The sequence below is a fragment of the Pseudoalteromonas sp. CO348 genome (genome assembly GCF_004208845.1).
GTDB lineage: Bacteria > Pseudomonadota > Gammaproteobacteria > Enterobacterales > Alteromonadaceae > Pseudoalteromonas > Pseudoalteromonas maricaloris.
The window spans coordinates 237462-250135 of record NZ_SGPI01000033.1 but is presented as its reverse complement, the minus strand read 5'-3'; the positions used below and the strand labels follow the sequence as shown (position 1 = coordinate 250135).

Genomic DNA, 12674 nt, shown 5'->3' with positions numbered 1-12674 from the left:
ATCCCTAGCTATTGTTATTTAAGCAAATTTCGTTTGTTTGTACGCCGTATTGGCGCACTGTAGGGGTAAGTTTATTTTCAAAAAGAAATACCATGGATCATTTAAATCGGCGAGTAGAGCTAGACTGGCTGCGTGTTATTGCATTTACGATACTCATTTTTTATCACACCGCTATGTTATATGTACCTAATTGGGGTTTTCACTACAAAAGTGCTTATACTTCGGTTTGGCTAGAATATCTGATGTTACTGATCTCACCATGGCGCATGTTGCTTATCTGGTTTATCTCGGGAGTTGCGCTTAAATATATTTTTGATAAACAAGGTGCATGCACAGCCATGCTCTTTCGCACTCCTTTGCTGTTGCTCCCGCTATTATTTGGCATATGGCTTGTTGTGCCCGTACAACTGTACGCAGAAATGCAGCAAAATGCCGGATTAACGCTTGGGTATGTTGATTTTTACAAACAGTTTATTGATTTTAATAGCCCTTTATTTAGTCAGTATCAAAGCGGTATTTGGCCCCATGTCGATGTCAATCACTTGTGGTATTTGCGAGAATTATGGCGTTTTACTTTGCTCCTTGCTGTGTTGCATATCGTCTTTAATTCTAAGCCTCAAGTAATGCTTCGGCATTTTATCACTTTGCGCTGGCCAACTTATCTACTAAGCGTGCTGGCTTTTGCAAGCTTACTTTGGGCTCAGCTAGCATTGGAAGGTGATAGCAAAAGAGAATTTCAGGGGTTTGTTTTTCTGCTCGCAGGTTATCTGCTTGCTAAGCATAATCGGTTTTGGGCTTGGCTTGCTCGGCAAGGTAAAGTGCTACTGTGGGTTTGTGCAGTCAACGCTGTGATTATTTTGCTTTTATATCATTTTTACTGGTTGCAGCAAGATACGCGCACAACCTTCATTACTTGGAGTGGGAGTCTTGTGTTGGTGTTGCAGCGCGTGTGTGCGGTGTTGTTGATATTGGCATTAGCAGCGCGTTATCTTAACCGTCCTCATCCGCTGCTTACGAGGCTCAATAAAGTGGTGTTTCCCATCTATCTCTGGCATCAAAGCGTGATTATTGCCTTGGCGCTTTGGCTGAGCCGTTATCAACTCGGTGGTGTGCTTGAGGGCCTGTTGGTGATCACAGGAACGTTGCTATTTTCTGGATTGTTGTTTTGGCTGGTGCCAAAGCTGGGTTCTCTTGGGTTGGTGGTGGGGTATCGCGCATCCTTGCTGACAAACAATAAAATGCTTTGGGGGGTAGGGTGTTTGTTATTGTTGCCGCTGATCCTCCGGATTATTTAACCTGTGTACTGCGCCATTGTGCAATAAATACTCTACTCTTATTGCTAGGGTCAGTATGCCTCCGATGGAGGATACTTCACGGATAGCATCGCCACGAGCAAGGTGGTGAGCGAAAATAAGAAGAGGGAATCAAGCAAATGAAACCAATTTCTTCACCTCTGGCGGCAATTCAGCCACATTACGATGTACTTGTTATTGGTAGTGGTTATGGCGGTTCTATCGCTGCGTCACGCATGGCGAGAGCCGGAAAATCAGTCTGCCTACTTGAGCGAGGGCGCGAGTTTTTAACGGGAGAATTTCCGGATACCGAATTGGAGGCCGCTGGTGAGTTGCAGTTTAATAGCCAAACAGGACACAAGGGCTCTCATTTGGGATTATTTGATATTCATATGCACCGTGAACAGAATGTCGTCGTCGGTTGTGGTTTAGGCGGCACCTCTCTTATCAATGCCAATGTTGCTTTGCCCCCAGTAGATGCAGTACTGAAAGACCCAGTATGGCCACACGCGATTAGAGATGATGAGGATGGTTTGTTGGAAGAGGGATTCACGCGGGCTCGAGAGATGCTGAAACCTGCCTTATACCCTGAATATTACCCAACTTTGAATAAACTGAAGGCTCATCAGCAGTCGGCAAATGCATTAGAAGCTCCCTTTAATAAAGTACCAATCAATGTATGTTTTGCGACGCCTGAAGGTGGCATTAACCATGTGGGTGTTGAGCAGCAAGCATGCAACAACTGCGGAGACTGTGTGTCTGGCTGTAATTTTAATGCTAAAAACACTACTCGAATGAACTACTTACCGGATGCTTGGAATCATGGCGCAGAAATTTATTGCCAGGCCAGTGTGCGCTACTTGGAGAAAACCGGCTCCGGTTGGCGGGTGTTTTACCAAGACATGGGAACCGGCGCAGAGTGCTTTTCTGCTGAACCGTTATTTGTTGAGGCGGATCTTGTGATTTTGGCTGCAGGCACGCTGGGCAGTAATGAAATTTTATTGCGTAGCCAAAGTCGCGGTTTGGCTATCTCTTCGCAACTTGGTCAGCATTTTACTGGTAATGGCGATATGTTGGGTTTTGGCTATAACTGCGACAGCGAAATTGATGGTGTTGGGGTTGGTAATCTAGAGCCTGAAGACAAAGCGCCTACAGGGCCTTGTATCACTAGTGCAATCGATCTTCGTGAAGCGAGCGAACGCGCGCAACAAATGATTATTGAAGAGGGAAGTTTACCCGGCGCCATGGCGGGAGTGTTACCAACTGCGCTTGCAAGTGCTGCGGGTGTAGTTGGGCTCGATACGGATCATGGTTTTTATGACGCTTTGGAGGAGCAAGCGAGAGTATGGCAAAGCCAATGGCGAGGCGCTTATCATGGTGCGGTAAAACATACTCAGACCTACTTAGTAATGAGCCATGACGATAGCCAAGGTGTTATAACTTTAGAGCAAGACAAGTTGAACATCCGTTGGCCTGAGTTAGGAACTCAGCCTAATTTTCATCATGCGAGTGAAAAGCTGCTTCAAGCGACAGCTGCGCTCGGTGGCACCTATGTTAAAAACCCGATTTGGTCACCGTGGTTGAATAATCGCTTGGTTACAGTTCATCCTTTAGGTGGCTGTCGGCTTGCTGAGACGGGTTCCGAAGGGGTGGTGAATCATAAAGGGCAAGTGTTTACGGGAGAAAGTGATGCCTGCTATGACTCGCTCTATGTGTCAGATGGTGCGATCATTCCAACGTCGCTTGCTGTCAATCCGCTGCTTACGATAAGTGCACTGACGGAGCGCTGCTGTGCACTTATCGCCAAGGACCGTGATTGGCAAATTGACTATCAATTGCCATCAAGCCGCTCCCGTAGCGCTGAGCCGACTACAACAGGGTTGGCGTTTACAGAGCGCATGCAGGGCTATTTTAGCCGCGTGGTAGAGCCAAGCACTACCTCTTTACAAACCTACTTGGCTGCTTATCAGCAGGGTCAAGAAACAAATCAAACGCTATCGTTTGTATTGACGGTTACCTCGACGGATCTAGAGGTGATGTTGACCGACCCACAACATAAAGCGCATATTTCGGGTCGCGTTGAGTGCAATCTGCTTTCTGATAAACCACTGACCGTTCGCAATGGTGAGTTTCGTTTGTTTGAGCGTCAGGCCTTTCCTCCAAATACTCGGAAGATGATCTATAAAATGAATTTAACGGCGGAGGATGGCAAGCAGTACTTCTTTAATGCCTTTAAGTTAATCAAAGACGACCCTCACTCTCTCGATCTTTGGGATGATACTACAACCTTATTTGTTGATATTCATGAAGGAGAAGATACTCAAGGGGCCGTATGTGGTCACGGTATTATGAAGATAGCGCCGATTGATTTTGTGACGCAGCTTGCCACTATTCGTGTAAGTCATGCCGAGAGTAAAGCGGCTCGCTTAAAAGCCATCGCGCGCTTTGGGCAATTTTTTGCGGGCACTCTATATCAAAGTTACGGCAGTATTTTTTACCAAGAAAAAACGCACAGTGGTGAATTGGTGCGCAAAAAGCGGCCGCTAAGGGCTCCAACACCTGAAATATACTTGTTTGATACAGCTGATCATGTGCAGCTATCGCTGACTCGTTATCGAGGCGGTGACAAGGGCCCGGTTATGTTAGTGCATGGGCTGGGAGTTGCTTCGAGTATCTTTTCCACCGACATGATTGATACCAACTTAGTCGAGTACCTAGTCGCTAACCAATATGACGTGTGGCTATTGGATTATCGAGTCAGTATTTTGTTGCCTGCCGCCGCAAAGCAATCAAATGGCGATCAGGTAGCGAAATACGATTACCCAGCCGCGGTGAACAAGATCCGAACCATCACGGGAGCAGATAGTATTCAGGCGGTGGTGCATTGTTATGGTGCTACGACCTTCTTTATGTCTATGCTTAGCGGACTTTCAGGGGTTCGCAGTGTTGTTGCATCACAAATTGCGGCGGACGTCGTGGTGCCGATGGCAACGAAAATGAAAACAGGTTTACATCTCCCTTCATTTTTAGAAAGGTTGGGCGTAGACTCACTAACGGCGCGAGTACCAGAGCAGAGTAATGGGCTTGCCTCTTTGTATGATAAGGCGCTAGGCTTGTACGCGCTCGCCGAGGCACAGGGGCGATGCAACAATGATAGCTGCCATCGCGTGACCTTTATGTACGCCTCCTTATACCGTCATGATCAGTTAACCGATTTGCTGCATGAGCATATTGATGAACTATTTGCCGAAGCCAATATTCAAACCCTTGAGCACCTTGCTGCAATTTGTCGCGCAGGAAAACTGGTTGATGCAGATGGCAAGGACGTTTACATGCCACACATCAACCGATTAAACGTGCCGACGCTATTTATTAGCGGGGCAGATAACGAATGCTATTTACCTGAGAGCACGAAAAAAACCTATGAACGTCTTTGTCTTGCCTTTGGTGATGCTCAGTTTACGCGTAAGGTGATCCCCAATTACGCGCACATAGATTGTATCTTTGGGCGTCAGGCTGATGTAGATGTTTTTCCACATATTCTCAATCATTTAGAGCGATATTAGGGCCTGTTGACCTTTGCTGTTTGACTTTTGTTCTCCTGAGTGTGTTTTAGTCGCGACGCTCGACTTGCCAGCTAGTAATCTAGGCAAAAGTTGAGCAACAATGAACAAAGCGCACTCAGGTGAACCCAAAGGGCAGCGCTTGATTGGCATTTCTACTGTGTTATCGACTGACTCACATAGAATAACTATGCTACGCCGGCTCTGCCTTGTATAAATAACCTGAGCTGCGGATAATTAATGCCTTTCTAGCAGCCAGTTTTAGCGCTAACTGCGTTGAATTCACTTCCAATAGCCAGCTATTGGTGCGTAAATTCGCCTTGTTTTCCCTAAAACTCTCTGGCTAGACAAGGAGAAAACTAAGTTGTGCTTTAGCAACAATGAGTTGGAACATTCCTTATCCAAACCTCAGGTTAAATACCAATCAAACTGCTGAAAAAACAAACTTGAAAGATAAACAGACCCTAGTCAGGACACTAAAGTCGGTAGGCGCGATTAGTATCGGCCTACCAACTTCCGCTTAGCGTGAGCGCAAACTCTGGTGGTACACGCTCACGAATCGTTTCCATCGCACTTACGCTGCCCGCCCGTGAGGCGTTGTAATACAAGCGTCGATATTCGTATCTAGACGTGAGTGGCGAAGCTTCTAGGTTGAGCTTAACGCGCTGGCTTACTTGAAGCTGCGCTTGCAAAGTCAATTGCAATGAGCCTGATTCAATAAACTGCTCATCGGGGTAATATTCACGATAACTATCCCCGCTGGAAATCTCTGCGCTCCACGAAAAGCGATTAAAGCTTTGTCGAAATTGCACGCTAGCCCAATGTGGAACAGTCCCGTTAATCGTACGTTTTCCTGTGAGCGCGTCATGGTATGATGCGTCTCGATAACTATAATCAAGATTGAGCTGACTGTTGTTGATCCAGCTTGATAAGTTTAGATTAACCGCACCATCTAGCCCCCAAAGCGCGGCACCGCCTGCGTTTGCAACTATGCTTTCTCCTCGATTATCTTGCTGATATTCATGCACATCTTTTTGCCACTGATAAAAAGGCTTAACGTTAAAACGCCATCTTTCACCTTCTTCAATATCAATTTGCAGTGCAAGTTCAGTGTACTGCATTGGCTTTATTTCAAGATTGCCAAACTGTAAGCGGCCAAATCCTGCGTTGAACTCTGGTAAAAAAAGTGAAAAATCGAGCTGTTCCACTTCATGTTTTAAGGTGGTCGTAAGCTGAATGTGTTTTGTTGCGTCATAATTTAATCGCACCAACGGCTTGACGATGAAATGTTGAATATCTTCACTTTTACTACTGTTGGTCGAAAGCGTAGCCTGCTCGGCTGCCAGTTTGCTGTATAACTGCCATTTTGGTGAAAGCGACCAAGTAAAAGCAGTAAAGGGCTCAATACTTAGCTCTTTTATCGTGCTGTGTAACTGCTCCTCTGGCAATATTGTGTTGGCATTTACGCGATTGATACTGGCCTCAAGACCGAACTCCGAGACAGCGTCGTTTACCATCAGGCGAATTACTCGCTCGTCAGTACGCTTATACTGTGTAAAGCTCGGTGTTGAAAGTTGCGCAGAGAGACCATCAAGCATATGTAACTCATTCTTTTGTTTTGAGTAGTAGCCTGTAAGCTGTGTGCTCCAGCGCTGACCTTGCCACTGCCTATCGATAGACATTTCGCTAGTGTCTGTTTTATCGCGCTCTTGCGAAAACGCAGATTCAACATCGCTGGGTGAAGTTGGCGTGCGGTACAGCCATTCGTATTGCGACTGCAAGTTGTCTTTTACAGCCTGAACATTAAGCGTTAGGGCACCATCCTGAATGGTTTTGTGGCTGGTAAGTGAGAGCGTTATTCGCTCACTTTGCTCTTTAAATGTTTCTTCGCTCTTTTCTTCGAGAGTATTACTAGATGCGAACAGCTGACCTTGGCTGGTGCTTTTATACGGCTCATCTTGAACTTGAATATGACCGCTGTGTGTCCATTGCCCTTTAGGTAATACAAATCCCGCCATTGCTGTTATGCCAGTGGAGGCACTGGCATTTATTGCACTACCTAGCTGCCAATTATAGGCATTGGTTTTTTCATCACGAATGATGTTAACAACTTGATTATATTGCTTAAGTGAAGGGAATGGGTGGTGACTTAGGTACACTTCTAGCGCAACGATTTGGTCAACGGGAAGTTGTTTTAAATACTCCGAGACCGATCCAGACTTTACGCGGATCTCCATGCCATTTAATAAAATATTGGCAGAACTGCCTCCGAGGCCGCGCTCACCACTTTGTTCAATGAGCGTGAATGACGGTAAGCGCTCGATGGCTGCAAGTGCATCTTGTGCTGCAAACTGTTGCAGTGAACTTCCAGCATAAACACTCGGTTTAGCGTTATCCATATTGGCGTAAACGCTGCTACTTATGACGCTCATTAAAGCGTAATATGCCGCTGTGAAGGGATGAAATCGTGTCATTGTTCCTCTTTAAATAAAAAGCTCTCCATTGCGCTATTAAAAATAAAAAAGCAGATAAAACAAATTATTAGGTACGTAAGGTGGTTCTATGGGACGGATCGACGGGAAACCGTAATCGGGTTCACGTTGCTCGCTGGTGTTATGCGGCCTGAGAAAGTGTATCGAAGCGTGACTTTAGTGCTTTCTTGTAACCTTTACTCAAGCTAATTTGCGCGCCCGTTGATAACTTGATGATGGCATTGCCTGACGCTTTGGTGATGATACGTTCAACATATGTCATGTTAACCAAATAAGAGCGGTGGGTGCGCACAAACATATCGGTTGGCAGCATGGCTTCAAACTGAGATAAGGTTGCTCGCTTGAGGTATTGGCGCGACTCGGTATGAATTTCAACATAGTTTTTAGCAGCCACTATGTGCACTATATCTTTGATCTGTACAAATGACTTATCGCCGCCTAAATCCACAAGTAAACGTTGATTTATCGCGGTGCTATTGTTTTCTTCGTTGCTTTCAATACGGATAAACTTGTGCCAAACCATAAAGCAGACGTAGATCACCAGCGGATGTAACGGCGCAAAATAATACAGGGTATAGGGAAGATCATCGCAGTAAACGAAGTAGTCGAATCCGGCTTGTATAGACATGCTCAGCACGAATAAAACCGAGCAGCAAACAAGGTAATCACGCCAACATACCTTATTCTGTTGGTTGAGTTTATTTAGCCACAAGAAGAGTATAGGCGTGTAAATATACCAAAGCCCCCATTCCTGCAAGGCCCACCAGATAGGGTTATTCAGCCGCTCACTTTCTATCTCAACCCAATCGTGCAGTAAGTCGATTGCGGTTAAAAATATGATGACGGCAGTCCAGCCAACTCCAGTAATAGAAAGAATAGGTTTGTATACGGTGTGCACGAACTTTTCCCTAAATTAGATACTTCTAGTTTACCGATTTTTTATAAGTTCACAAATCCTCAAGGAGCGACCTGGCATGCAGTCTTATTTGCCTTGAACTAAAGATAAGCCCTTAAGCAAAGTTTAAGTGAGTTAACCAAATACGCATCTGAAGCATGCGCCTTGCTCGCGCCTAAGATAAATTAAGTCGCCGCCATGATTAATCATAATTTGTCTCGAGAGGCTTAAGCCTATCCCCGAGCCTTGTTGTTTAGTGGTAAAAAACGGCACGAAAATCATGTCGACTACATGTTCGGCAATGCCGGGGCCGTTGTCGCTTATTTCTATATAGTGCTGGCCTACGTTATTTGCTCCAGTTTTCAACACCACTTGGCGGGTGTTTCGCTGGCCTTGGTCTTGGTCTTGGTCTTGGTCTTGGTCTTGGTCTTGGTCGTTGCGTTGTTGCACCGCTTCAATGGCATTTTTGGTTAAGTTAATAAGTACTTGCTCAACCTGAGCCGTGTCTAGCATCACCAGTTGGGAGTGGCTAATATCAAGCTGTAAGTCTATGTTCGCTTGATGACAGCTTTGTTGATGTAACTGATAGATGCCCTCTACCAGCGGCGCAAGCTGAGCAGGTTGCAGCGCTGGGCTGGGTAAATTACTCACCGTTCGAAAACGGGCGATAAAAGCGCCCAGATACTCAGTGCGTTTTGCCAGTGTTTGCAGTGCTAAGGCGAGGTCTTGTTTATCTTCTTCATCGTCAAAGCTTAGTGTGTCTGGCAGTAGCCCTTCACAGGTTTGGGCAATGGATGACAGAGGTGTAATAGAGTTAGCCACCTCATGCGTAAGCACTTTGGTGAGGCGCTTATAGGCTTGCTGCTCTTTGTTTTGTAATGCATCACGAATGGATTGTAAGGTGACAATTTTACGAATTTGCCCTTGGATCTGCGCTGAGGTTATTTGTATAGACAAGTTATCTTGTTGCTCACCATATTGCCAATTTGCTATCGTTTTCAAACTGTTATCGCATTCATTAACCAGTGGTGCGATATCTTCTAAATCTTCGCTGTGATTAATGGGTTTACCTAGTAGGCGGGTTACCGCTGGGTTTGATTCAATCACCTTCCCCTCGCTGTCGAACACCAAAACCGCTAAGTCGATATGCACTAGCAAGGTTTGTAAAAAGTGAGCTTGCTGCTCGGCGCTCAACCGCGCGCTTTGGATCCGCGTTTTGATCTCTTCTAAGTGTTGCCGCATAGGATGATGTTGGCTTAATCCCAGGGAGCTATCACCATTGGCTAAAGACTTAAGTACAAAGCCCATGTGCTTGTTTTGCTTGTTAAATTGAAAGTATAAGGCCGAGATAAACGCGATGGTAATAAGGGTGATCAACAGCCAAGTTGCCGAAAAGCCACCTTGTATATACAAATATAGCGAGAGTCCACTGGAAATTACTAGGCCAATGATAGTAAAGAAAAAAACAAGGGTGGGGTGGTGAGCAAGGCGGGTCATTTCTTTTCTTCCTACAAATCGTACTTTTCTAAGCGACGATACATCGCCCCTCGGGTTAACCCGAGCGCTTTGGCTGCGTTTGAGACATTGCCTTGATAATGCTTGAGCGCTGCACGCACCGTACGTTGTTCAATCTCTTCAAGATTGAAAGTGCCTTCAAAAGTGAGTGCATTGGTGTCCGAGGTATCTTCCATACTTGCTTGCGCCGTCGTCGGGGTGGTGCCAATCACAGTGCTGATATCTAAAAACTCGCTTTCACTTAAGATCACCGCGCGCTCGATAGCATGTGCGAGCTCCCTGACATTACCGGGCCACGGGTAGGTTTGTAGACATTGCATGTCGCTGCTATTTACTTCAAGCTGTCTTTTATACTTGTGGCAAAAGTGTTCAAGGTAGTAATTTACGAGCAGTGGAATATCATCGACACGCTCGCGAAGCGGTGGCAGACGGATCTCTATGGTATTGATCCGATATAATAAATCTTGCCTAAAACGGCCTTCATCAACCGCTTGTTGCAGATTGTCATTGGTGGCACAGATAAGGCGTATGTCCACTGAAATGGGCTTATTACCGCCTACAGGAGTGACTTGTCGATTTTGTAAAGCCGCAAGTAGCGTTGCTTGTTGGCTCATTGGCAGGTTGCCCAATTCGTCCAAAAACAAGCTCCCCTCGTGTGCGAGTTCAAAGCGGCCTACCTTATCGCTTTTCGCATCGGTAAACGCCCCTTTTTTATGACCAAACAATTCGCTTTCAAACAAACTTTCGGAGATAGCACCCATGTCTAGGCTGATAAAGGTATTGTCGCGGCGCATACTCGCCTGATGAATGGCGTGGGCGGCGAGCTCTTTGCCCGTGCCACTTTCGCCGGTGATCAGAATATTGGCATCGGTGAGTGCCGCGCGTTCTATGGTACTAAATACCTTTTGCATGGCCGGGCTTTGACCTAAAAAAGCAAATTGATGGCTACCACTAGATTGATTGAGTGCCTGATTTAACCCTTGCGTCTGACGAGTGAGCTTACCAACCTGCTGTTTGTCTTTGGCATGAGCAAATGCGGCAGCAACCGCACCCAGTAGTTGGTCATTTTGCCAAGGCTTAGCGATAAAGTCGGCTGCTCCTGCTTTTATCGCGTCAACTGCAAGCTGAATGTCACCATAGGCAGTCATTAACAACACCACGATGCTTGGGTCTTGTTCGACAATTTTTTTTAACCAATAAAAGCCCTCCTTGCCACCAATGGCATCTTGGCTAAAGTTCATGTCGAGCAAGATCACATCTATTTGCTGCGAAGCGATCTGCGCTTCTATATCAAAAGGGTTATCTGTGGTGATGATGGTTTGGTAATGCTTTTTTAGCAAAAGCTTTGCTGCAATTAATATATCGCTGTTGTCGTCGACAATTAATATGGTGCCTTCCTGTTTCATATCCTGATCGCTTTATTTTTCTTTTAGCGTACCGCAATCGTTTAGATCTCGTCTACGAAAAGTGTTCATTTATGGACACTTTGTTATTTTTGATGTGTTCTATTTCCGGACACTTATTATTCTTAGAATATAAGGGTAAACGCCTAACATTTTGTAATTTATAATAAAATTAAGCTTGGCACGGTGCTTGATATTAGTCATACATATTCGATAAAACGATTTAACCGACTAACAACAAGAGGCGTGATTATGGATAAGAAAATAGAGCGTTCAGGATTGCAAAAACATCTTAAAAAAGCGGTGGCAGGTGGTGTACTTCTGAGTATTGCAGCAGCGGCACTAGCATTCAATAACACTGCCTCTTCAGGTCGGAGTCAAAATCTCGCGCTGAGTAGTCTCACGGTGAGCACCGTAAGCAAAGGGGCGTTTGTGGACGCACTAAGCTTACGTGGTCAAGTCGTACCAAAAACCACGATTTACTTAGATACCATCGCAGGTGGTCAAGTGGAAGAGCGCTTGGTGGAGCAGGGTGAGTTTGTTGAAGCGGGTCAGCCATTAGTGAGATTGAGCAATACCAGTTTACAGCTAGACGTGATGAGTCGCGAAGCGCAAGTAACAGAGCAGCTTAACTTCCTAAGAAACACCCAAATGACGATGGAAACCAGTCGCCTTAATTTACGCCGTGACTTGCTTGAAATTGACTTACAAATTAGCCATTTGGAACGTCGTTATAAGCAATCTAAACCACTCGTTGAAAAAGGTGTGCTGGCAACCGACAGATTGTCTGAAATCGAAGACGATTTACAGTATTACAAGGCCCGAAAGGAGCTGACGTTAGAGCGCCAAACGCAGGAAAATTCAATTCGTAAAGTGCAAGTCGAACAGCTAGAAGACAGTGCTGAGATGTTACAGAAGAACTTGCAATTTGCCCGTAAAAATCTCGAAAACCTACTGATCAAAGCGCCGGTGTCGGGTTACTTGAGTGAGCTGGATGTTGAAATCGGTGAGTCAAAGAGTAAAGGGGCAAGGTTAGGCCAAATTGACATTCCGAATGAATACAAGTTGGTTGTCCGTCTTGATGAGTTTTATTTAAATCAAGTACAACCGGATATGGCAGTGAATGTGATGTTAGACAGTGGCTTAGTCAGTGCCAAGGTGAGCAAAATTGATAGCCGTGTAACGCAATCACAATTTCAGGTAGAAGTGGCATTACCAAGCGGCCAAAGCGACATTAAACGCGGCCAAAGCATAGATGTCGAACTGATGCTTGGCGGTAACAAAGAAAATGCTTTATTGCTAAAACGCGGTGCCTTCTTTACTAGCTCTGGCGGTAACTGGGTATACGTGTTGGCAAGTGATGGCAAAACCGCCGAGCGTCGTGATATTCGCTTAGGTAAAAAGAATCAAGATTATTACGAAGTGTTAGATGGCTTATCACAAGGTGAGCAAGTGATCACCTCAAGCTATAGCAACTTCGACAAAGCGCAACAACTCAATTTCTAAGGATATAA

The 12674-nt window shown here is 45.5% G+C and carries 7 protein-coding genes; 3 read left to right on the top strand and 4 right to left on the bottom strand.

Going from position 1 to position 12674, the window contains the following annotated elements:
• The first annotated feature begins 92 nt into the window (after positions 1-92).
• Both EXT48_RS17675 and EXT48_RS17670 read left to right on the top strand, forming a co-directional pair.
• Positions 93-1295, top strand: a complete 1203-nt coding sequence (locus EXT48_RS17675) for an acyltransferase (RefSeq protein WP_130165207.1) — start codon at positions 93-95, stop codon at positions 1293-1295.
• A gap of 137 nt (positions 1296-1432) precedes the next feature.
• The gene (locus tag EXT48_RS17670; RefSeq protein WP_130165206.1) at positions 1433-4858 is read left to right on the top strand and encodes a GMC family oxidoreductase N-terminal domain-containing protein; all 3426 of its coding nucleotides are present in this window, start codon (positions 1433-1435) and stop codon (positions 4856-4858) included.
• A 503-nt stretch (positions 4859-5361) separates the two neighbouring features.
• Here the strand turns inward: EXT48_RS17670 and EXT48_RS17665 are convergent.
• From EXT48_RS17665 to EXT48_RS17650, 4 genes are all read right to left on the bottom strand, one after another.
• Entirely contained in the window at positions 5362-7329 is a 1968-nt protein-coding gene (locus tag EXT48_RS17665) for a TonB-dependent receptor (protein WP_130165205.1), read from the bottom strand.
• A gap of 139 nt (positions 7330-7468) precedes the next feature.
• The gene (locus EXT48_RS17660) at positions 7469-8245 is read right to left on the bottom strand and encodes a LytTR family DNA-binding domain-containing protein (RefSeq protein WP_130165204.1); all 777 of its coding nucleotides are present in this window, start codon (positions 8243-8245) and stop codon (positions 7469-7471) included.
• 132 nt (positions 8246-8377) lie between these two features.
• Positions 8378-9739: a PAS domain-containing sensor histidine kinase gene (locus EXT48_RS17655; RefSeq protein ID WP_130165203.1), complete on the bottom strand. Its 1362-nt coding sequence runs from the start codon at positions 9737-9739 to the stop codon at positions 8378-8380.
• A gap of 11 nt (positions 9740-9750) precedes the next feature.
• Entirely contained in the window at positions 9751-11163 is a 1413-nt protein-coding gene (locus EXT48_RS17650) for a sigma-54 dependent transcriptional regulator (protein ID WP_130165202.1), read from the bottom strand.
• A gap of 249 nt (positions 11164-11412) precedes the next feature.
• Here EXT48_RS17650 and EXT48_RS17645 point away from each other — a divergent pair, with 249 nt between their 5' ends.
• Positions 11413-12666, top strand: coding sequence for an efflux RND transporter periplasmic adaptor subunit (locus tag EXT48_RS17645; protein ID WP_017218594.1), 1254 nt, complete (start codon positions 11413-11415; stop codon positions 12664-12666).
• Positions 12667-12674: the final 8 nt, after the last annotated feature.

Bases quoted from the DNA above. Each gene is read 5' to 3' on its own strand.
- EXT48_RS17675 (WP_130165207.1), top strand. From the start codon at position 93: ATGGATCATTTAAATCGGCGAGTAGAGCTAGACTGGCTGCGTGTTATT.
- EXT48_RS17670 (WP_130165206.1), top strand. From the start codon at position 1,433: ATGAAACCAATTTCTTCACCTCTGGCGGCAATTCAGCCACATTACGAT.
- EXT48_RS17665 (WP_130165205.1), bottom strand. From the start codon at position 7,329: ATGACACGATTTCATCCCTTCACAGCGGCATATTACGCTTTAATGAGC.
- EXT48_RS17655 (WP_130165203.1), bottom strand. From the start codon at position 9,739: ATGACCCGCCTTGCTCACCACCCCACCCTTGTTTTTTTCTTTACTATC.
- EXT48_RS17650 (WP_130165202.1), bottom strand. From the start codon at position 11,163: ATGAAACAGGAAGGCACCATATTAATTGTCGACGACAACAGCGATATA.
- EXT48_RS17645 (WP_017218594.1), top strand. From the start codon at position 11,413: ATGGATAAGAAAATAGAGCGTTCAGGATTGCAAAAACATCTTAAAAAA.